This is a genomic window from Cylindrospermum stagnale PCC 7417, assembly GCF_000317535.1.
In the GTDB taxonomy this organism is placed as follows: domain Bacteria; phylum Cyanobacteriota; class Cyanobacteriia; order Cyanobacteriales; family Nostocaceae; genus Cylindrospermum; species Cylindrospermum stagnale.
Genome location: NC_019757.1, coordinates 1,165,175 through 1,187,105, shown reverse-complemented (window position 1 = coordinate 1,187,105; position 21,931 = coordinate 1,165,175). Strand labels below are relative to the sequence as shown.

The window sequence follows — 21,931 nt, the reverse complement described above, 5'->3', positions numbered from 1 at the left end:
AGGAAAAACTAGCTGTTTGAAACCCACGGAGGTGGGTTTTGTCTGTGTAGCTGCGGTTTCTAACCGCCCGTTTAATCTTTAAAAGACATAGAAAATTAGAGTTTATTTTATCAATCCTCATTTCCAATTATCCAATTTAATTTTATAATCCTGATTGTCATATTAACTTTGATAAACCCGTGAGTTTTGACAACGTTTGTAAAGTATTAGCTGAAAAATATCCCCAGGATTTTGCTCGGTGGTTACTTCCTGAAGAACCGCAAACAATCAAAGTATTAAAAACCGAATTAAGTATTGAACCAATTCGCGCTGATTTCGTCACCTTCTTACAAACAGAAAATCGGATTTTACATATTGAATTTCAAACCGAAGCAACCTCTAAAACTCCTATTCCTTTGCGGATGTTAGATTATTCGGTGAGATTAATACGTAAATATGAAGTTCCTGTAACCCAAGTAGTGATTTTCTTGCAAGAAACAAATAGCGAAGTCGTTTTTAACGAAGCATACATCAATGAAACCACCAATCACCGTTATCGGGTTATCCGAATGTGGGAACAAGATTCGGCTTTATTTCTCGATAATCCCGCATTATTACCCTTAGCACCATTAACGCGGACAAATTCACCCCAAAGCTTACTATCCCAGGTTTCTCAGAATGTTGCTAAAATTGCAGATAGGGAGACTAAACAGGATATTGCTGCTTACACAGAGATTTTAGCAGGTTTGCGGTTCGAGAAAAACTTTATTCGTCGGTTGTTAAGCGAGGATATTATGCAAGAATCAGTAATTTATCAGGATATTTTGCAGAAGGGAGAACAAAGAGGGGAACAAAGAGGGGAACAAAGAGGCAAACAAATAGAAGCTGTTAAATTTTGTCTGCGTTTACTTAATCAACGGTTTGGGGAACTTGATTCCTCAATAATTGAGAGAGTAAAAGTTTTATCTGTTGAACAATTAGAAAATTTAGGTGCTGCGTTGTTCAATATTTCAGAAACGGCTGATTTAGTAACTTGGTTAAATCAGCCAGATAATGATAAATAGTGATTTTTGGGTTGAGTTTTCAACCCAAGCTAATTTATAAGCGAGGACATTATGAAAGAGTCAGTAATTTATCAGGATATTTTGTAAAAAGGAGCAGGAAAAGGAGCAGTTAAATTTTGTCTACGTTTACTTAATCAACGGTTTGGGGAACTTGATTCATCCCTAGTTGAGAGAGTAAGAGTTTTATCTGTTGAGAAGCTAGAAACTTTAGGTGCTGCATTGTTTAATATTGCAGAAGTTGCTGATTTAGTAACTTGGTTAAATCAGCAAGATAATAGTTAAATTCAGATTCTTTAAGCGCGGACTTAAAGAATTTGAAAATCGCCTATTACACTCCTAATTCGGAAGCAGCGACTACGGCTTCTGGTTGATAGCGGATACCGGCTTCTTTAAATCTAGCTAAAGCTTCACCCAAGCGATCGCAATCTGCAATCAAACTTATCCGCACATAACCCTCACCAGCAGCACCAAAGGCATTCCCTGGAGTTAAAACAACGCCAGTCTGCTGTAATACTTGCAGCGCAAAATCCGTTGAACCCATACCCACGGGACACTTCACCCAAAGATACATCGTTGCTTTGGTTTTGGGAACATCCCAACCCAACTTCCCTAAACCATCAATCAGAAAATCTCGACGGGTGCGGTAGCGTTGTTGTACTTGATGCAAATAGACATCTGGTAGTTGCAATGCGGTTTCGGCGGCGGTTTGCAAAGCGGCAAAAATACCATAATCCAAGTTAGTTTTTAATGTCCGCAAACCTTGAATTACATGGCGGTTACCCACGACAAACCCGACGCGCCAACCTGCCATGTTGTAGGTTTTAGATAAGGTGTGAAACTCGACGCCAATATCTTTTGCACCGGGAATTTCTAGCAAGCTAGTGGGTTGATAACCATCAAAAGCTAACTCGGCGTAACACAAGTCATGCACCAAGAGGATTTCATATTTGCGGGCAAAAGCGACGATTTCTTCAAAGAATTCGCGGGGGGCAGTGGCAGCGGTGGGATTGCTGGGATAATTGAAATAGAGGATTTTGGCTTTTTGGGCTACCTCTTCGGGAATGGCAGCTAAATCAATTAACCAGTTATTTTCTTCTTTGAGAATTAAGCTGTAGACTTCTCCTCCAGCGATTACCGGGCCGCGAAAGTGGGCGGGATAAGCGGGAGAAGGCACGAGAATCAGATCACCGGGGTTGATATAAGCGATCGCTAAATGAGTTAATCCTTCTTTAGAACCGAGTAGGGGTAAAGCCTCACTATCAGGATCAAGAATCACACCATAACGGCGATTATACCAGTTGGTGATCGCACGGCGAAAACTGGCAGTACCTTCAAAAGGCGGATAACCATGATTAGCCGGATCTTGCAAAGCGGCGATTGCGGCATCTACCACCGGTTGCGGTGTGGCGCCATCGGGGTTTCCCATGCCCAAATCTATTAAATCTAGCCCCTGTTCCCGTGCTTTTGCCTTCAGTTCATCTAGACGGGCAAACACATAAGGCGGCAGCTTTTGGATGCGTTCGGCGGGGGTAATCCAATTCAAACTCATTCTGTCACCTCCTCACTCATTACCCTGCTAGAAACTCTATTAATTCCGTCTCGATTCTCGATTGGTGCAGTTGTCGAAACCATCGCCGCCATTAACTGTTCTGATACCACTTTAAAAGGTAGTCGATGGATGTCAGAATTAGGAGCAAGGGCAATTTCAGCGGCTGTTTGCAACTCACTCAGGGTGACGTTGCCCAATCCCAAATCTCCTAATGTTTGCGGCAGTCCAATGTCTGCGTAGAATTTCAACAATTGTTGACGGCAAGTTTCTGCTAGTTGATTACCCTGCACCATTTCTTCTAAACGCAGTTGCACCAAAATTCCATAAGCGACTTTTTCGCCATGAATGCTGCCATGCCCAGAAATATGAGTTAAACCATTATGCACAGCATGGGCGGCAACGGTGCGACACTGGGCCCCACCTAATCCGCCAATCACCCCAGCGAGTAAAACGGTGGCATCCACAACTTCTCGCCAAACCTCGCTACCTGGTGTTTGCAGGGCGACGGCAGACTTTTGGAATAAGATATCCCGTAAGACTCGCGCTTGTTGAACAGCGGCAATGATTAAGGTGTCTTGCAGGTGTCCGCTGCTAACTGATGCTTCATACCATTTGGCGATCGCATCACCAATCCCTGCCACTAAGGTACGTTGCGGCGCAGTTTGGATCAAGTCGTAATCGAGAATCAGTAAATCGGGACAACGCGATAGGGCCACATCATAAAGAAACGCCCCCGCCTCAGAATACACATTCGACAGCGCACTCCAAGCCGCACAGGTAGATGCTGATGTGGGAATTGTCACCACGGGTAACTGCAACTGTTGGGCGACTAACTTCGCTGTATCCATTGCTTTGCCACCACCAACACCAATAATTACATCAGCTTGATGTGCTTTTGCTGCCTGGCGTAAAGATTCCAGACTTGCTTCACAGCAATCTGCACCGTAGGTAGCTTGAGCAATCTCCAACTGTTGCCCTTGTAAAATCGGTTGTAAAATCTGTTGACTGAGAGACAAAGTGTAGTTACCTGCCACAATTAAGGGACGACTTCCCAAAAAGGCGATTGCCTCCGGCACTGCGCTCCGCGCAATCGCATCCACCGCCGCCGGCAACATGCTAGCACCACGGATCACTTTTGCCGGCGCCACTGAGAGCGTAAATATCGAACTAGGGGTTTGAGTAGACAAAGTTTGAGTAAAAAATTGATTAGGCATAATAACTATTTTGCCAAAACCTTGATATTTCTTCATCAAATTTAGACTTGGACTGCCATAATTTTTGTCACCACGTTGCGAAACTCTGCTACCGACTGGTTCAGCAACAGGAGGGCGTGGCTTCAACCCATAATGCCCATTAGCCTTAATTTCCGAAATTCCAAAGTTGGGAATAACTGTATAACAACACAACAGTACCACTCTCAGATTCTCTCCGAAAAGTTTCTGAGAATTGCTGATTAGAAATTTGGGATTTAGCCGATTGTGCCTAATTCGCTCTAGAAACTGATAAGTTTCTTAGTTACCATTATTTGTTAGTCGAATACTATATTTCTCATATCTTAATCTGAGCATAACCTTTTTTGTATAGTAGATGACAAAAAAACTATGTAATTCTGATACATAGTGCGTTCTCAGAGGATGGGAGACAAAGAAAGACTCGATCAATAATTTCTGCTTGTCCTCCTTGTCCCCCAAACCGCTTATGCTTTAGGTTTTGGCAATTCGGCGAATTTGTCTAGGTACACTTCCACTGACATCTCAGAATCTTCACGACTCGCAAGCGATCGCGACACCTGACCCAAGTAAACTGGTACAGAAAGGCCAGGTTCAGGGTGGATAACGGTACGGGCCCGAACTATCAGTTGATTATTATTCCGTGAACCCAAGCGACCATAAGAGTAGAGATTACTGGCAGCTTGCAGTAAAGTTGCCTCTAACTCTGTAGGGCTAATCTGGGGTGAAGTAGCAATCACAGTTTGGTTTGAGCCGTTGTCATAAACCAGAGTGTATTTCACTGCACCCGGAATCACAGTCCGACTCAAAGGCACTAACGAGAGTGCAAATAAACCTCCCGTCAACACCAGCATAAAGCCAGTTGTACCCACCAGCCGAAAGCGAAAGCCCCATTTGACAATAAAAGCCAGTATTGTCACAGCAGCAAATACCAAGGTGGCAATACCTGACCATTGGGTATATTGAAGGAAATCAGATGTTGTGGGCATAAGGTTTTAATTGCGGACACACCCATTTTACCGAGTGCTTGCACCCTAGACCTGACTCCAGCATAATAGAAAAAATTATCAGTAAGCAATTATCGTCAACCACAGATAATTTATCTGTATTTATCTGTGGTTCACCTTTCCTAAATTTGACCGCTACCAAGAGGATATTTTAAAAGTATCGTTATTAACATCAAAACCTCAGAAACTTAACCCCCCAAATAACCTATTTACCATGAGTAAATAGGTATTTCAAAGCCTCTCCTCTTGCAGGGGAGAGGAATGGAAGCGAGGTTTTTCCGTAACCTTTAGGGATTTCCAAGAAATAAATTATCCATCTTGTGGGGTGGGCTTCTAGCCCGCCCGGAATATTGTAAGTGTGGAGACACCCATCCCACAAGAAAATTTAGGATGTTTTTTTAATTGGAAGTCCCTTATATGTTTTAAAACATCCTCTAAGGCTGACAACTAATGGATTGATCACCATCGCGTGAGATTGAAAAATTCACCCAATACTTTGCCGGACATATCCTAACAGAATTACCTTGTCTAATTTCGATTTCCTGAAAAAGTCGGCAACTTTGAAACTGTCCTTTATCATCAAAAAATATATAATCTTGTTCTTTGCATGGAAAATTAGATATCCCTGACTTGGAACTAGAAACTTGCAAAGTCATATCCTGACTTAGCACACAACTTGCCAGAGAACCATTTGAATAATTCCTAATTGTCCCTGGTTCACAGGTAATTGATGCTTTAGCAGGTAGAGAAATAGCAAAATTAATTGTCAATAAACCTACGGAAGTGCTGAAAAAAGCAAAAACTTGAGAGGAGAATTTCATGGTAAAGATATTATTTTTTTGCAGCGTGCTTAACTGAACCGAAAAAGCTATAAAATGGCATTTGTCAACCAAGTCCATTATTTAGAAAAACCCTCAACGGGTTTCTACACCTTCTTAAGATTCAGCAACAGTAACTAATTAAGAATTAGCCACACTTGTAATCACAAAAGTAAATATAGTGATATTATTAGCTTAATTATACCGTAGATATACTGAATTAAATATTATTTAATACTTTATATATTTCCAGCTATTGATATGTTAAAAGCCCCATGACAAATCCCAAAATTTCCAGTTCTTGGCAGGCAGTGCTTACCGAAGAATTTGACAAACCCTACTTTCGTAAACTTCAAGACTTTCTGGAAGAAGAAAGACTATTTGATAATATCTATCCACCCGATGAACATGTCTTTTCTGCCTTTGAATTGACACCTTATGAGAAAGTGAATGTTTTATTACTGGGGCAAGATCCCTACCATGATGAAAACCAAGCACACGGTTTATGCTTTTCAGTAAAACCCGGCATTAAACTGCCCCCATCACTGGTAAATATATTCAAAGAACTTAAAGCAGATATTGGATTTGATCTGCCAAATAATGGTTATCTAGTAACCTGGGCTAAACAAGGTGTGCTGATGCTAAATGCAGTACTGACTGTAAAGGCACATATACCAAATTCTCACAAAAATAAAGGTTGGGAAACTTTTACAGATGCAGTAATTAGCAAAGTCAATCAGAAAACCGATCCTGTAGTCTTTGTACTGTGGGGAGGGTACGCAAAAAAGAAGCTTAAATTAATAGATACAAACCGACATATTGTTATTCAATCAGCGCATCCTTCACCGCTATCTGCACATAATGGCTTTTTTGGCAGCAAACCCTTCTCAGCTATTAACTCAGCATTACGTTCTTGCAATAAATCAGAGATTGATTGGCAAATTCCCAACCTATAGCACAATACGGTTCAGTTAAGAAAATTGTAGGTTGGGCTAACGTGTGAAATGTTAACGGTTTTCATGTAAAATAAACACATATCTTGTAGAGACGTTGCATGCAACGTCTCTAAAGTCTAATCAATCGAAAACTGCTGTAATCTAAACATTAAACCGGAATAACAGCACATCTCCTTCCTGCACTATATACTCTTTGCCTTCACTGCGAACTAACCCTTTTTCTTTCGCAGCATTCATCGAACCAGTTGTGACTAAATCATGATAAGCAACAGTTTCCGCGCGGATAAATCCTCGCTCAAAATCAGAGTGAATTACACCGGCTGCTTGGGGTGCAGACATACCAGCATTTATTGTCCAAGCGCGAGTTTCTTTAGGTCCACATGTGAAATATGTCCGCAAACCTAAAAGGCTGTATGTAGCGCGAATTAAAGATTTTAAACCACCTTCTTTCACACCTAAAGATTCCAGAAAATCTGCTTTATCTTCTTCTGGTAATTCGACTAATTCAGCTTCCACTTGAGCAGAAACTATCACAACTTGGGCATTTTCTTGAGAGGCAATTAGCCGCACTTGTTCCACAAAGTCGTTACCTGTTGCTAATTCTTCTTCAGAAACATTAGCAGCGTAGATAATTGGTTTGTAGGTGAGTAGTTCTAGTCCTTTAATAATCTCGGTTTCTTCTTCAGTCAAACTCACCTGACGCACCGATTTACCTTCATTTAAAGCAGCAGCTAATTTTTCCAAAACTGTGATTTCAAACTGTGCGTCTTTGCTGGTACGAGCTTGTTTGCGGGTGCGGTCAATTCGCCGCTCAATTTGCGATAAATCTGCTAAACCAAGCTCTATATTAATGATCTCAATATCTCGCGCTGGGTCAACAGAACCAGCAACGTGAATAATATCATCATTTTCAAAACAGCGCACCACATGGACAATAGCATCAACTTCCCGAATGTGGGATAAAAATTGATTCCCTAGTCCTTCACCTTTACTTGCACCTTTCACCAAACCGGCGATATCTACAAACTCAACTCGCGCGGCGAGAATTTGTGCAGAACTGGCGATTTTCGCGAGAACATCTAACCGTTCATCCGGTACTGCGACAACGCCGACATTCGGTTCAATCGTGCAAAAAGGGAAGTTAGCCGCTTCTGCTTTGGCATTAGCGACTACGGCATTAAATAAAGTTGATTTTCCGACGTTGGGAAGTCCGACAATTCCGGCTCTTAGCATTTTGGATTTTGAATTCTGGTTTCAACTACAATACTAATTTAAACAGGTGCAGGAATGGTTTGGGGAATTGTTCCTGGTACTGTTTGGGGAATTGGCCCCGGTACTGTTTGAGGAATTGTCCCTGGTACTGGTTCCGGTACTGGTTGCGGTAGGGGTTGGGGAATTGGACTCGGTACAGGTTCGGGACTTGGTAGGGGGTTTGGTTGTGGGTTAGGGATTTGTGGTTCGGGTATGGAGATAGCAGCGGGATAAGTCATGATATGTCTAATTAAATGATTCAACTTTCCCAAGCTAGATGACAACCTAAACTTTTGACATCTTCCCAAATGACTATACCCAGCTAGACACCCCTTGAATAATTTACAGCTATCAAGCGCTAGTTATCATGATTTTCCCACAATTCTAATAAACCAACTGTACCTACAAAAAAAGTATAAACTCCATATTTGATTGGCATCTGATTTTTAGAAGGTGCATAATAAGCAGCAATTAATGCTTCAACAAAATGAGCCGATAGTGCAAAACGAGCAATTATCAAAACTGGATGCAAGCTTTTTGGTAATTCATTGTTAGTTATTAATGCTTGGATATCCCATATCTCTAAAAAAAATGCGCTGGTAATAACTACTATAGATATAACTTTGATGATGGGGGATAATTTTTGTTGGATATCTTTTAAGGGCATATTATTTACCAATATTTTGTTGTCAGGCTTTCCAACTGCCTCAAGATAAAAGGACTAATTGCCATTTATGTACTGGGAATTTTCACTAGGTTAACAGTTTTTATATCATAAAAGTTACATTAGCAATTGTACAATTAAAGGATGAGTCCAGGTTATACTTATGACAGATTCTACTGATGATAACACTTCTGAATTACTCTCTGTCGCTCAAAGCGCCAAATTACTGAATATAACTCGTCAGCGAGTACATGACTTAATTAAGAATGGTCAGATTGTAGCTGATAAACTTGGGCGTTATTACTACATAGAAGCTGCTGAAATCGAAAGATATAAAAATCAGCCTACTGGAAAGCCTTATCAACCTCGGAGTACAAATTCTCAAATCAACTCTATTGACAATTGACAATAGAGTTTATAGACTCAAGTTATACTAACTTAGTAAAGGTTCAATCAATGCTGCCTTTTTCACTGATTGCGACTCAACCAGGATTACAACAGGTTTACAAGAGTGAGTATGGAATTCTTTATCAGGGAGATTGCCTAAAACTTTTGTCAGCATTACCCCATGAGTCTGTAGATGTCATATTTGCTGATCCGCCATTTAATCTTGGTAAAGAATATGGTAAAGGTGTCAGCGATAAAATGGAGGCAGATAAATATTTAATGTGGTCGCAACAGTGGCTAAGTGAAAGTATTCGAGTCTTGAAAAATGGAGGCAGTTTATTTGTATTTAATTTACCTAAATGGTGTATAGAGTATGGTGCATATTTGAATCAGCAAGGAATGTGTTTTCGACATTGGATTGCTTGCAGAATGCCGAAAGCTTTTCCTAGAGGAAAAAAGATGTCTCCTGCTCACTACGGACTACTTTATTACACTAAAGGAGAACCAGCAGTTTTTAACAAAGTCTACACACCAATTCAAGTTTGTCGACATTGTGGTGGAGAAATTCGTGATTATGGTGGACATCGTAAAAAACTGAATGAAAAGGGCATTAACTTAATGGATGTTTGGGATGCCCCAGAAGATGTTTGGGAAGATACTTCTGAAGCTGATGATCATGGAATTTTATGGACATTAGCAGAGGAAATGTGGACAGATATTCCTCCCGTTCGTCACCGTCAACACAAAAAACGAGTAGCAAATGAACTTGCTCCCATTATGTTAGAAAGAATTATTGCAATGACATCTAATCCAGGACAAATTGTGGTAGATCCATTTGGAGGTTCTGGGACTACTTTTTATGCAGCAGAAAAATTAAAACGTTATTGGATTGGTTCAGAAATTGGGGATACAGAACCAGCAGTAGAAAGATTAAATGATTTGGCTAATGGCATGATTGAAGAATGGGAATCAGCAAGAGGGAATAAGAAATTGAAGCACCGCAAAAAAAATGCATCACAACTTTCAATTCCGTTTTTGACATAATATAAAAATTCAGATTAAGGCACGTCCATCTGTGCCTTTGGTAATTGTTGGAACATTGCCATCTAAATTATCATATTCAATTACGAAGATTGCCAGAAAACCATCTTGAATTTGCACTGCTCGCCAAACATCAAAATATGGCTCTAACTCTTCATAATTCCCAATTCTATCTGTAAGATAAGGGTAAATTTTCCTGCTGGGTAGTACCAAAGCAGTACCTAGAAAAACACCACGCAGTAATCCAAGAACCATTTTATTAACGGCTCGATGGCTTGAGGAAATATTTCCTGTTTCCCACTCAAGAGCGAAAAGATAATTGTCCATTACTTTTGTAGCATCGACTTTTCCTGGTGATTTGGTTGCATAGTTAACTGAAGTCTCCAACTTCCAGCCAAATTTATCTCTTAACGCAATCATACAAGCTTCTTTAATTGGCTTAACACCATTTCCATGTTTTTTGGGATTAATTGTAAAACTGGATGTACCAGGAGGATGAACAATGAGAGAGATAGCATCACGGATTTCAGTACGAATGATAGACCAATCGTTTGATTCTGCAAAACTCCCAACACTGATTAAAGAAACCTCTTGCACAATTTTCATGCTAACTACTCGCTTCACTTTTTTACGCCAGATATTCAGCATATCTTCCTAAAGAATAAAATGCTCAATCAAAACCAAACACCGCTAATTGATGCCTTAAAAGCCTGTGCAGCAAGTCCTCACGCGCCATTTTACACCCCAGGACATAAGCGAGGAATGGGAATTTCTCCACATTTAACTGATTTACTTGGTAAAACTGTCTTTCGCGCTGATTTAACAGAATTGGCAGATTTAGATAATCTCTTTGCACCCCAAGGGGTAATTCAACAAGCGCAAGAACTAGCAGCAGATGCTTTTGGTGCTGCAAAAACATGGTTTCTTGTAAATGGTTCTACCTGTGGAATTGAAGCAGCAATTCTCGCTACTTGTAGGATGGGGGATAAGATAATTTTGCCTCGGAATGTGCATTCTTCAGTGATTTCTGGGTTAATTCTTTCTGGTGCGATACCAATTTTTATAAATCCTGAATATGACGAAGATTTAGATATTGCTCACAGCATCACACCGACAGCGGTGAAAACAGCATTAGAAAAATACCCTGATGTCAAAGCAGTGCTGACAGTTTACCCAACATATTACGGTGTTTGTGGAGATTTGGGTGCGATCGCCCAAATTACCCACCAATATCATATTCCCTTACTGGTAGACGAGGCACACGGCGCACATTTCGCCTTTCATTCCGCATTCCCCACCACCGCTTTAGCCGCAGGTGCAGATTTAACAGTGCAGTCCATCCACAAAACCCTTGGTGCAATGACTCAGGCATCAATGTTGCACGTCCAAGGCCACAGAATCGATATTGACCGAGTGAGTAAAGCTTTACAACTCTTGCAATCTACCAGTCCCAGCTATTTGCTTTTAGCTTCCCTTGATGCCGCACGTCAGCAAATGGCAATCTACGGGGAAAGCTTGATGTCCCGCACTTTGCAACTGGCTGAGACAGCAAGAACTAAAATCAGCCAAATTCCTGGATTATCGGTTTTAGAGATGTCAAATGCCGGCTTGATAGCCTTAGACAAAACACGGTTAACTGTCAATGTTGCTGACTTAGGTTTAACTGGCTTTGCCGCTGAGGAAATACTAGATGAAAAATTGGGTGTAACTGCTGAATTTTCATCTCTGCAAAATCTGACTTTTATTATTAGCTTGGGTAACGATCATGCTGATATTGAGCAGTTAGTTCAAGGGTTGAATCATCTGGCTCAGATACCACAATTGACAGGTCGGTGGCAAATATGTAAATATAAGAACGATGCTATATTTGGGGATTTTTTTGGGATTTCTCCCCGCGAAGCTTTTTTTGCTGATAGTGAAATATTACCTTTAGAACAAACACAAGAACGCATCTGTGCCGAAATAGTCTGCCCCTACCCCCCAGGAATCCCCGTATTAATGCCAGGAGAAATAATTACTAAACTCGCTTTAGAATATCTGCAACAAGTTCAGGCAATGGGCGGATTTATTAGTGGTTGTGCTGATCATAGTGTACGCACATTAAAGGTAGTGAAAGCAACAATTTGAGTGATTAATCAATTCCCTGTCAATAGAAATTTAGCAATTGCCTTTTGTATAAAACGATCTTGTTTACTTGATGAATGTTCTCGTAAAATTTTTAGCATTTAGAAAACCACTGGCTAGAAGTTTTACTCTCTATTGAGAATTATTAATCATGCGTCATCTTCAACTCAAGCCCACTAACGCTTCCACCTTCATACCGCCAACCAACCTCGGTCTGACAGCCAGAAGTACACCAGCTTCCTCTTTAGCAGCTCTACAAGCCAGAAGCGATCGCAGCAAGGTAGACGATTTAAGTGTAGTTTCCCAAGTCCTCAAGGCCCAATATCAGCGGCAGCAAGCCTCAAAACTGCAAGCTGAAACCCTCCCCGAAGAAGAAAAGCAAGCCAAACCAGCCCACCAAGCATCAAAGCTACAGTACCAACAGGTATGTCAAATTACTACGGGAAATTCAGAGTTTGAACCAACAGTATAAACTCTTGATAGAAGAACAGAAAGTAGAAATACAGAAGCTGCAACAGAAAAACTCAACTCAGTAATATTATGAAATAAATTATCAGCAACATTATTTTCTTTTTTGGTCTTGGGTTGATCATTCTTCTGAATATTCAATCAATAGTTAGTCAGAAGACGCAAACTGAGGAACCACCAGAAAACTCTGTAATGGTCGATAACTTGATTTAACAGGCTAGAGAGAAAGGTAAATTAGGCAAGCATAAAGAAGCTATTGATAATTTAGATCAGGCAATAATACTTGATCCAAATGATGCTAAAACCTATTACATAAGGGGTTTCCTCATATTGAACTTGGTGATAAAAAAGGCGCAATCGCAGATTTTTCAAAGGCTATTGAGATAAATCCTGACTATGCAGATGCCTACTATAATCGAGCTATTGTGCGTTGCCAGCTAAAAGATAAGCAGGGTGCAATTTCTGATTTGCAAAAGTCAACAGATATATATCAGAATTCTGTCAGAGTAGAAAGAGGAAAAAATGATGCTGAAAGATCACTGACTCTAGCTAAAAATCTTACCGCTGACTTTCAAAAGTATTCTTCAAGTTGTGTAATTCAATAGTAGCAAGTTCCAACTACCAATTTATACTTAAAATCAGTAACACTATTTTTTGAATACCTGAGATGAGTTACTACTTTAATTGTGACTGTCAACAACCCTAAAATACCCCTGAAATGAACTGAGAATAGATATGAATCGAGCCAATATTTTGACAGTTTTGTCTTTGGTTGCGTTATGTATATTATCGCTGGTATATACTGTTACTATTATGACTACTAACAGGGATGAATGCTCTAAATTAGAAGAACAAGCTAAAATAGACAGGCAGAAAGATCAGGCACTGCAAGAGCAAAAATATCAAGCACTGCGAGAGCAAGAGCAAAAATATCAGACACTGCGAGAGCAATACCAGCAGGAAATTAAAGACTATGATAAAGCTACACAAAACATAGAAAAAACTATACAAGTACTGACGAAAAGCACGAATCAAATACGTGGTAAAGAAGGTTTATCGCCCTGTAAAGTACAAAATGGTGCGATGGTTTGCCCTGATGAATAAATCAAGCGCGCATTTAGTTTGGTTTCCTGTTAGAAAGTTATATTTTCTGGGTGTTGCTAAATGAATTCATGATTTTAGACAATATTTTATTTTATGGTTCCACATAGCAATTAATACTTCAAATCAGCAACACTATTTTTTAGATAACTGAGATGAGTTACTGCTTTAATCCTAACTGTCAACAACCCCAAAATGAGCCTGAAATATTAGTGTGCCTGAATTGTGGCTCACCTCTTTTGCTGAGTCATGCAAATACTTCAGTTTATCGAGGGCTAAAACTAATTGGTCAAGGTGGTTTTGGCAGAACTTTTTTAGCAGTAGATGAGTCTCAACCACTAAAACCCCGTTGTGCAGTCAAGCAGTTTTTTGCTCTCAACTCTAATTTTGTCACTCCTGAAATTAAAGCTAAACTAATTAATTCTGAAGTTGAACAACTCCAAAGACTAGACACTCATCCAGGGATTCCTAAATTTTTGGGATACTTAGAGCAAGATGGCAATCATTACTTAATTCAAGAGTTTATTGATGGAGTAAATCTAGCACAGGAATTAGCTGAAATCGGTAACCTTGACGAAGCTAAAATTCGTCAGGTACTGCAAAGTATTTTGAGTGTCTTGGATTTTATTCATTCTCAACAGGTAATTCACCGTGATATCAAACCAGAAAATATTATTCGTCGTCGCACTGATGACCAACTAATTCTAGTTGATTTTGGAGCAGCTAAATTTGTCACCGGAGCTAACTTAGCTCAAACTGGTACAGTAATTGGTAGTCCCAAATATGCAGCACCAGAACAGGTATTTGGTAAAGCATCTTTTTCTAGTGATATTTACGGTTTAGGGGTTACTTGTATTTTCCTGCTCACTGGTGTAGACCCTTTTGAATTGTACGCTTTTGCAGAAGACCGCTGGGTTTGGCAGGATTATTTACCTTCTCCTGTGAGTTCTTCTTTGAGTCGCATTCTAGACAAAATGATTAGTAGGGCAATTAATCAACGCTATCAATTAGCTGCGGCTGTGATAGCTGATTTAAAACCAGGTTTAATCTCAGTTGCTAATAATGAAAATACTCTATTAGCTACTGTCGCTAATCAACCATCAAATGTTATCTTATCAATATCAAAAACAGGTTTACAACTTCAACCTGACAAATGGAACTGTATTCTAGACTTGGAGACAAATATATTCTCACCAGGTTACACCACAATTGATTTGAGTGCAGATGGAAAAATACTAGCTATTGCTGGCAGAGATTGTGTTGAAGTATGGCGTTTGGATACTCAAACACTAGTTTCTAGTTTTGAGGTGAGAAATGCAAAAATTTCTATGAGTTCTGATGGACAGATATTAGTTAGTAATAATATTGTACTTCAAGAGACAGATGGGCCTGGTACCAAGGTATGGCATATACCTAGTAAAAACTTAATTCGTGGTTTAGAGACCAATTTGTTAGTGAGCCAGTCTATGAGCCTGAGTCCTGATTGTCGTACTCTAGCGTTCGGTGGTGTAGGGGGGAGAATTCATATTTGGGATTTATCGACAGGAAAACGGCTGCATAAAATCTCTGGACATAGCGGTTGGTTTAAGTTTTATCCTGCTGTCACCAGTCTAATTTATTTGCCTAAGTCCGTCCGAATACCTGAGTTAACTGCACTGCTAGAAATTAACAAAAATACGATTCAACCATCATCCTCTAGTCAGCTTTTAGCTAGTGCCAGTTTTGATAAAACTATCAAGATTTGGGATGTTGATACCGGAAAATTGCTGAAAACTTTTTCACATCCTTCTACAACAATCGCTGTGACTCCTGATGGCAAAATGCTGGTGAGCGGTTCTTCAGATAAAACTATTAAATTCTGGGATTTATCTAGTGGTGAATTAGTGCGAAATTTCTCCGTTTCTGGTAGGGTATCTAAGATAGTTATAAGTCCAGATGGGCAAAGTTTAGTAGCAGGTGGTGGAGATAATAAGGAGGGTGCGATGTTGGTAATTTTAGACATGGTGACAGGAAATATCCTCGCTAATTTGGAGGGACATCAAACCAGAGTATGTGGTTTAAAGATGAGCAGTGATGGCAAGGTCTTGGTGAGTCAAGGTGGAAAGGTTGAAGTCAATTCAAACTCTCAATTAAAAATCTGGCAACTCTATTAGTTATGTGTTCGTAATAGTCAAAAAAATCAGTAAAAATCCTTGCTTTAATCATTGATTGTCGGATAGAATTACCTTGGTTATTTGATAATTTCTCGCTTGATATTCCTGGGACTAAAAAATCAAGACTTAACAGTTTCACTAGATAATTATGTAGGATTTAACAATCCACCATGCGCGATCGCCCTTAAGGGTAAGACGCTGAAGGAAATTGAGCAGTTATGTGGTAAGTCCTAATCACAATTTATAAGAAGTATATGAGTTTTTACCCAGAGCTTGATGGTCTTAATCTAGTTGAACTAATTGAATGTTTCCAACATTCATACTTAGAAAATGAGGAGAATTCTGTATATTATGATGAAGTAGCAATGCTCATCCGGCAGCAAGGTGAAGCAGGGATTGCCTTCTTGTTCGGACAGATTGAAAAGGCTAATTCAGTTCAGTTAAAAGGTATACTCCTGGCTTTGACTTTTCCTCCTCCAGTCGAAAATCCCCTGCTGCGATCGCTACTTTTGACATATCTTCGGGATGAGCGGCCTCTGATAATAGCAGAAGCGATTGACGGATTGAGAATGCTTGGTGCAAAAGATACTGTTGATATAGTGCTGCCTTTACATATTCATCCAGATCCTTATGTGAGAGGTAGTGTCTTACGTTTTATGAGTCGTCTCTATCCAAACTCCTCACAACCATTGCTGATAGAAGCTCTTCAAGATCCTGATTACATTGTGAGAGAAAATGCCATTGATGAATTAGATGATTTGGGAGCCGTTGAAGCTGTGGCAAATATCCGTCCACTACTTACTAATTCTCATCCCCATGTTCGACAAGCTGCTGAGACAGCAATTCAGAATTTAGCCTGAGATATTCTTGATGGGTTTTGGTTGGCGATCGCGCATTGTGAGTTACATTGGGCAATATTATTGGTGACTAGCAGTACTTGTATAATTTATACAATAAGTAACCGAATAATCCTCCAAAATGTATTTTGAGCATCACAGAAAACTGATATTGATCATCATTTAGAATATCTATTGCTATTGAGGGATGTTTAATCTATTAATAACCTAGTTTTAAAAATCTCTTAAACTGAATAATCTTAAATTATTTAATGTATCTTGATTTATGAAGCATAGCTCTAAAAATCTCATGGAGGTTGAAAAAAGTCAACAAATTGATGATTCCTTTTATCTCAATATGGAGGTAATAAAGGTACGTTCAATATTGGAAAAGGCTATTTTTATTAAACAAGTTGATCAATGCCCTATTCTGTGGCAGTAGTGGACTAGGCAAAACCACCACCGCAGAGATCCTTGCTAAGGAATTACATCTGGATCTGTACCGCATTGATTTGAGTGCTGTGGTGAGTAAATATATTGGTGAAACCGAAAAGAACCTATCCCAAATCTTTGATGCAGCAGAATCTGGTGGTGTGGTGCTGCTGTTTGATGAAGCTGATGCTCTGTTTGGTAAACGCTCTCAGGTCAAAGATGCCAAAGACCGCTATGCAAATATGGAAGTCAGTTACCTGTTGCAACGGATGGAAACCTACCGAGGATTATCAATTCTCACCACCAACCGAGAAGATGATATGGATGGAGCTTTTCGGCGGAGATTACGCTTCATTGTCAAGTTTCCTTTTCCCAAAATCCCAGAACGAATTGAACTATGGAAGCGGGCTTTTCCCCCCCAGATTCCTACCGATGGTTTGGATGTTGAGAAACTAGCCCAACTTGATGCTACAGGCGCAACTATCCGCAATATTGCTCTAAATGCGGCGTTTTTGGCAGCAGCAGCGGGGGAACCATTGAGGATGACCCACATGTTGCAGGCTACCCGTCAGGAGATCGCAAAATTGGGTAAGTCACTAACGGCTAGGGATATTGAAGATTGGGTGTAGTGAGAGTGTGCTGTTGTGTTTAAATCAGGAGAATGTCTGAGTTATGAGTAATGATATTGCGATGGCGCAAAGCGCCCGCCAGAGGCGATCGCAACTGTCACTGCCACCTTAAAGTATCTTTTACAAGAGGGAGTCAGTCGTAACGGTAGCCCGATAGAAGTCACCACCCTGCCCCCGAATACCGAAGGAGAAGGGATTCCCAAATTAGGAGTAAATTTATATCTCTACCGCATCACTCCTAATTTAGCAATGGCGAATTCAGATTTGCGATCGCCTTTGGCGGGCGCTTTGCGCCATCGCGCCGTCCCAAAGGAGATTTGATCAAACGATTTCAGAGTCCCCTTGACCTACATTACTTAATCACCTTTTACGGAGATGAAGCAAAGTTAGAAACCCAAAAGCTCTCTGGCATCGTCATCCGCACCTTGATGGACAATTCAATTCTGACACCAGAGATGATCACCAAAGCCCTATCACTCTCCACTGACCCAGATTTGGAATCCTCTGATTTGACTGAGCAATCCGAGCGGGTAAAAGTAATACCAATGCCCCTATCTACCGAGGAGCTATCGAAAATCTGGTCAACCCTTGTGCAAACTCCCTACCGTCTTTGTCTAGCCTATCAAGCCAGTATGGTCATGCTCGAAGGAAATACACCCGGTGAACTTTCCCTACCAGTACGGGAACTGCAATTCTATACCGTCTTAGATCAACCTGTAATTGAACAGATTCTCCCTGAGAATGGCAAAAGACAGCCTATTTTGGCAAATAGTACTTTACTCATCCAAGGTAAGCAGTTAGCAGGGTTACAAACCAGGGTACAACTTGGTTCCCAAAGACTGCTCCCCCAAAGTGTCACTCCTAACCAAGTTGTACTCTCCCTAGCCGAGCTAAACCCTGATGACCTACGAGCAGGTATCCAAAGTGTACAGATTATCCATCTCAGACCGAATATCTCCGACATCGCACCCCAGAACGCTCTAGAGTCAAACGCAGTTGCTTTTGTGTTGCGCCCCACTATTCAAGCTGTTAGCGTTAATACTCTGCGAACCAATCGCAAAGGTACTGGAGATGGACAAATTACAGTCGAGTTGGACTTGCTGGTGGGGACAACCCAGCGGGTGCTACTACTGCTCAACTACATGGGGAATGATTCTACAGATGGATTGAGTGCCTATATTTTTCGGGCAGAGCGGCGGAATACTGAGACGCGCTCAGTGGTCTTTTTGCTCCAGAATATCAAGATAGGAACCTACCTGGTGAGAGTGCAAGTCGATGGAGCGGAGAGTCTGCTTAGGGTAAATACTAATCGCGAAAGTCTAAAGTTTGATCAATACTTTGAGCCTCAGTTAGTGATTGAGGAGATGATGGAACCACACTCTATAGGTAGGTAAACTACCTACACTGACGCTTCTCTACGAGAGGCTTCGCCAACGCGTACAGTGTAGGCTTTTAGCAGCCCTGAACTATCCACACTGAGTTCACAGCGCAGACAGTTCGAGCCTCCAGGCTGGTTTACAAAAACAGCCCCAATAGCAGCAATATTTTTTGCTGCATTAAAATCAGCGTCACCACTCCAAAAACAAGCTTCATTAGTACATTTGAAACGTTTGTCAGAACGCAGTCCGATATGTAGGCATTGATGGCACATTTGACTTGTCCAAGCTGGAGGAACAGCAATTACTTCTACTCCAAATTGGATGCCTTTATATTCCAAAAAAGACCTTAACTGATAAAAAGACCAAGAGTTAGAGCGTCTACGTTCTGTTTTGTTTCTTGGCTTTTGATTAGTTCGCGCGCGTATACCTGTTAAGTCTTCAATTGCCACTGCTGCATTATTTTTCAATGCGTCCTGAATTATGGACTTGCTAATGTTGTGGTTTAGCCATTTTTGAAATCTTCTCTCTTTGCCCGACAGCCGGTTCAATATCTGTCTTGCCCTGCGGCGAGTAGACCTTGTGCCTTTCGTGGCTTTTTTCTGGAGAGATGCCCTCACTAAAGAAAACTTGTCTCTAACATCGTTAATTTGCTTTCCATCCCACTTATCACCATTGCTAGTTACAGCAATGTCTCGCCTTCCGAAGTCAACACCAATTACTTTGTTTGACTTAATTGATTCTGGGGCTTCGTCTTTGATTTGAATATGGATGTAGTAGTTACCATCACGATGTTTACATAACTGTGCTGATGTTGGCTTTCTGCCTTTTAATTTACCTCTTTGGTAATTACCAGCATCAATTTTGATGTGTTCCCTGCCATTCATTAAAGTTAAACTAACAGTCCAGTCTTTCTCTCTAAATGAGAAAATTCTGGCATCATAATCAGCCGATGTAGGCTTGAATGTTTTAACTGGCTTGTTTTTAAGTTTTGCAGTTTTGCGATTAGCTCCAACCCTGGCACAAGCACGAACAGCTAAATTTGCGCTTAACCCAAACAAAGCACGAATTTCGTTATAGACCATGTTTTGAATAATGGTCTTGCTGGTTATCTGAGGCTTAACTTTTTCATTGGCGTAGTTACACGCCGACTCAAAAGCTTTCAGTACCAGTTCTATTTCTTCTGCCTGTTTTTCAGAGGGGTTGAGTTTGCAAACTAGCGTCAATACTTGTTCCATGACTTCGACTTAATCACATGTGAATATAATACATCAAAATACTCGTGTTGTAGCAAAGATTTATTTGGCAAAAAACATCAGATTGCTTAGGAAACGCAGTTACACCTGGAGAAATGTTAATTCGTTTAACTCTAACTCCGGTTCATAACCATTTGCCAATTGTGCGATCGCTTGATCAATAAAACCCACACCTTGCTCGACCGTTTCCACTAAACTTAACTTGCCACGCAAATCAGCAGCACCGACAAAGCCTTTAGCATACCAAGTCATGTGCTTCCGGGCTTGACGCACACCGCGATCGCCTTTATATTCCCACAAAGCTTGCAAATGTTCTCGCGCACATTCCAACCGCTGAATCGGGTTTGGTGGCGGGATTAATTCCCCAGTTTTCAGGAAATGGTCAACTTCACCCACCAAAAACGGATAACCCAAAGTCCCACGGGAACACATCACCCCATCAGCGCCAGTTTCTTCTAAACATCTTACCGCCGCCTCAACAGAAAAAATATCCCCATTACCAATCACCGGAATGTCAAGCACTTGCTTCACACGAGCAATCCATTCCCAGCGGGCATTACCATTGTAACCTTGAGCGCGGGTGCGTCCATGCACCGTAATCATTTTTGCTCCGGCATCCTCCATCCGTTTAGCAAAGTCAAGAATCGTAATTTCCTGGTCATTCCAGCCAATGCGGGTTTTTACCGTCACAGGTACATCAACAGCTTTTACCACTTCCCGGACAATTGCTTCGGCTAATTCCGGTTGTCGCAACAGCGAAGAACCACCGCCATTTTTAGTAATTTTATTTACGGGACACCCCATATTAATATCCACCGTATCTGCACCTTCCGCAACTGCCTTGATTGCTGCTTCAGCCAGGAAATCTGGACGACAATCAAACAACTGAATGCTGATTGGTCGTTCGTTGGGGTCTACCTCCATAATTTTCGGCAATTGCTTGACGTAGTGCAACCCCGTAGCGTTCACCATTTCGGTATACATCATCGAATCTGGGGCATAACGGCGCACGAGGCGACGAAACACCAAATCTGTCACCCCAGATAACGGCGACTGGAGAACGCGGCTTTTAACCTCCAATGAGCCAATTTTTAGGGGTTGGGAAAGTCTAGCTTGGAGAGTAGGGGACAGAGAAATCATACAATTTTTGAATTTATTCTTGGGATACCATATCTTGATGATATTGATATTCCATCAGGATTTTAGTCCCTGCTGGTGTCAACGAAAAGCGATCGCGGATCTTTAATTAAGTTGTTGTGTTGGCGATGTCCACCTGCACAGTGCTAGTACAGATGGGTCGGTAATCAATAATCTATCTATCGTGTCTTTGATGCTTGTAGTCCAGTTATCAGAGTGAACCATAATCATCCCTCCTTTTCCTCGCTCCACTTACTAATGGTTCTCCGCAATTCCTTCAAAGACGGCAAATACGACTAGAGAATTACGGTTCACCCCAATTCGTGAAAGTATTAATTCTCATACATTAGACAGAGTGAGCGCAAAGCAATCCATGAACCGAATATTAACCGTCCCATTCTAGGTTCGGGAAACCACCCTTCATGGACGAGCTACACAACATCAGTATATATATCAGCATAACTTGGGATTTTC

Annotated in this window: 23 protein-coding genes and 2 pseudogenes; 15 read left to right on the top strand and 10 right to left on the bottom strand. The window is 40.9% G+C overall.

The features are described from left to right. The first annotated feature begins 179 nt into the window (after positions 1-179). A complete protein-coding gene (locus CYLST_RS04905) occupies positions 180-1,043 on the top strand; it encodes a DUF4351 domain-containing protein (protein WP_015206599.1) in 864 nt (287 codons plus the stop codon). A 102-nt stretch (positions 1,044-1,145) separates the two neighbouring features. Beyond that, positions 1,146-1,325: pseudogene (locus CYLST_RS35740) on the top strand (DUF4351 domain-containing protein); the annotation flags it as partial. Between the two features lie 46 nt (positions 1,326-1,371). Here the strand turns inward: CYLST_RS35740 and CYLST_RS04900 are convergent. From CYLST_RS04900 to CYLST_RS04885, 4 genes are all read right to left on the bottom strand, one after another. Beyond that, positions 1,372-2,592, bottom strand: coding sequence for an aspartate aminotransferase (locus CYLST_RS04900; protein ID WP_015206598.1), 1,221 nt, complete (start codon positions 2,590-2,592; stop codon positions 1,372-1,374). Then, a complete protein-coding gene (locus CYLST_RS04895; RefSeq protein ID WP_041233435.1) occupies positions 2,589-3,806 on the bottom strand; it encodes an iron-containing alcohol dehydrogenase family protein in 1,218 nt (405 codons plus the stop codon). The genes CYLST_RS04900 and CYLST_RS04895 overlap by 4 nt, the downstream gene beginning before the upstream one ends. A 482-nt stretch (positions 3,807-4,288) precedes the next feature. After that, a complete protein-coding gene (locus tag CYLST_RS04890; protein ID WP_015206596.1) occupies positions 4,289-4,810 on the bottom strand; it encodes a Ycf51 family protein in 522 nt (173 codons plus the stop codon). 452 nt (positions 4,811-5,262) lie between these two features. Then, positions 5,263-5,649 carry a hypothetical protein gene (locus tag CYLST_RS04885; RefSeq protein WP_041232960.1) on the bottom strand — a complete coding sequence of 129 codons (387 nt, stop codon included), beginning with the start codon at positions 5,647-5,649 and terminating at the stop codon, positions 5,263-5,265. A gap of 272 nt (positions 5,650-5,921) precedes the next feature. Here CYLST_RS04885 and ung point away from each other — a divergent pair, with 272 nt between their 5' ends. Further along, on the top strand, positions 5,922-6,602 hold the full coding sequence (ung, locus tag CYLST_RS04880; RefSeq protein WP_015206594.1) for a uracil-DNA glycosylase: 681 nt from the start codon (positions 5,922-5,924) through the stop codon (positions 6,600-6,602). Positions 6,603-6,743: 141 nt separating this feature from the next. Here the strand turns inward: ung and ychF are convergent, their stop codons facing one another. The 3 genes from ychF to CYLST_RS04865 all read right to left on the bottom strand — a co-directional run bounded on the left by ychF (position 6,744) and on the right by CYLST_RS04865 (position 8,520). Then, the gene (gene ychF, locus CYLST_RS04875) at positions 6,744-7,835 is read right to left on the bottom strand and encodes a redox-regulated ATPase YchF (RefSeq protein ID WP_015206593.1); all 1,092 of its coding nucleotides are present in this window, start codon (positions 7,833-7,835) and stop codon (positions 6,744-6,746) included. 38 nt (positions 7,836-7,873) lie between these two features. After that, entirely contained in the window at positions 7,874-8,092 is a 219-nt protein-coding gene (locus tag CYLST_RS04870) for a hypothetical protein (protein ID WP_015206592.1), read from the bottom strand. 119 nt (positions 8,093-8,211) lie between these two features. Then, positions 8,212-8,520 carry a hypothetical protein gene (locus tag CYLST_RS04865; protein ID WP_015206591.1) on the bottom strand — a complete coding sequence of 103 codons (309 nt, stop codon included), beginning with the start codon at positions 8,518-8,520 and terminating at the stop codon, positions 8,212-8,214. 160 nt (positions 8,521-8,680) lie between these two features. Here CYLST_RS04865 and CYLST_RS04860 point away from each other — a divergent pair, with 160 nt between their 5' ends. Next, positions 8,681-8,923 (top strand): helix-turn-helix domain-containing protein, encoded by a 243-nt coding sequence (locus CYLST_RS04860; protein ID WP_015206590.1) that lies wholly within the window; start codon positions 8,681-8,683, stop codon positions 8,921-8,923. A gap of 50 nt (positions 8,924-8,973) precedes the next feature. Further along, the gene (locus CYLST_RS04855) at positions 8,974-9,948 is read left to right on the top strand and encodes a DNA-methyltransferase (protein WP_015206589.1); all 975 of its coding nucleotides are present in this window, start codon (positions 8,974-8,976) and stop codon (positions 9,946-9,948) included. 9 nt (positions 9,949-9,957) lie between these two features. Here the strand turns inward: CYLST_RS04855 and CYLST_RS04850 are convergent, their stop codons facing one another. Then, entirely contained in the window at positions 9,958-10,593 is a 636-nt protein-coding gene (locus CYLST_RS04850) for a PDDEXK family nuclease (protein WP_015206588.1), read from the bottom strand. Between the two features lie 18 nt (positions 10,594-10,611). Here CYLST_RS04850 and CYLST_RS04845 point away from each other — a divergent pair, with 18 nt between their 5' ends. The 10 genes and pseudogenes from CYLST_RS04845 (at position 10,612) to CYLST_RS04810 (ending at position 19,082) form a co-directional block, all read left to right on the top strand. Continuing rightward, on the top strand, positions 10,612-12,072 hold the full coding sequence (locus CYLST_RS04845) for an aminotransferase class I/II-fold pyridoxal phosphate-dependent enzyme (protein WP_015206587.1): 1,461 nt from the start codon (positions 10,612-10,614) through the stop codon (positions 12,070-12,072). 148 nt (positions 12,073-12,220) lie between these two features. Beyond that, complete coding sequence (locus tag CYLST_RS04840) at positions 12,221-12,541, top strand: hypothetical protein (RefSeq protein WP_015206586.1); 321 nt, start codon at positions 12,221-12,223, stop codon at positions 12,539-12,541. A gap of 239 nt (positions 12,542-12,780) precedes the next feature. Then, positions 12,781-12,924 (top strand): annotated as a pseudogene (locus CYLST_RS36675) (hypothetical protein); the annotation flags it as partial. Next, positions 12,867-13,142, top strand: a complete 276-nt coding sequence (locus tag CYLST_RS36670; protein ID WP_085960574.1) for a tetratricopeptide repeat protein — start codon at positions 12,867-12,869, stop codon at positions 13,140-13,142. The pseudogene CYLST_RS36675 and the gene CYLST_RS36670, both read left to right, overlap by 58 nt. A 130-nt stretch (positions 13,143-13,272) precedes the next feature. Beyond that, a complete protein-coding gene (locus CYLST_RS04830) occupies positions 13,273-13,641 on the top strand; it encodes a hypothetical protein (protein ID WP_015206585.1) in 369 nt (122 codons plus the stop codon). A gap of 152 nt (positions 13,642-13,793) precedes the next feature. Next, positions 13,794-15,791 carry a serine/threonine-protein kinase gene (locus CYLST_RS04825; RefSeq protein ID WP_015206584.1) on the top strand — a complete coding sequence of 666 codons (1,998 nt, stop codon included), beginning with the start codon at positions 13,794-13,796 and terminating at the stop codon, positions 15,789-15,791. A 254-nt stretch (positions 15,792-16,045) separates the two neighbouring features. Then, entirely contained in the window at positions 16,046-16,651 is a 606-nt protein-coding gene (locus CYLST_RS04820) for a HEAT repeat domain-containing protein (protein ID WP_015206583.1), read from the top strand. A 389-nt stretch (positions 16,652-17,040) separates the two neighbouring features. After that, on the top strand, positions 17,041-17,688 hold the full coding sequence (locus CYLST_RS04815) for an AAA family ATPase (RefSeq protein WP_041232956.1): 648 nt from the start codon (positions 17,041-17,043) through the stop codon (positions 17,686-17,688). Between the two features lie 87 nt (positions 17,689-17,775). Next, positions 17,776-18,009 carry a Pvc16 family protein gene (locus CYLST_RS36665; protein ID WP_157162678.1) on the top strand — a complete coding sequence of 78 codons (234 nt, stop codon included), beginning with the start codon at positions 17,776-17,778 and terminating at the stop codon, positions 18,007-18,009. Beyond that, positions 18,006-19,082 (top strand): Pvc16 family protein, encoded by a 1,077-nt coding sequence (locus CYLST_RS04810; protein ID WP_051056095.1) that lies wholly within the window; start codon positions 18,006-18,008, stop codon positions 19,080-19,082. Before CYLST_RS36665 ends, CYLST_RS04810 begins: the two co-directional genes overlap by 4 nt. A gap of 5 nt (positions 19,083-19,087) precedes the next feature. Here the strand turns inward: CYLST_RS04810 and CYLST_RS04805 are convergent, their stop codons facing one another. Next, positions 19,088-20,302, bottom strand: a complete 1,215-nt coding sequence (locus CYLST_RS04805; RefSeq protein ID WP_015206581.1) for an RNA-guided endonuclease InsQ/TnpB family protein — start codon at positions 20,300-20,302, stop codon at positions 19,088-19,090. A gap of 99 nt (positions 20,303-20,401) precedes the next feature. Continuing rightward, a complete protein-coding gene (dusB, locus tag CYLST_RS04800; protein WP_015206580.1) occupies positions 20,402-21,460 on the bottom strand; it encodes a tRNA dihydrouridine synthase DusB in 1,059 nt (352 codons plus the stop codon). Positions 21,461-21,931 lie beyond the last annotated feature (471 nt).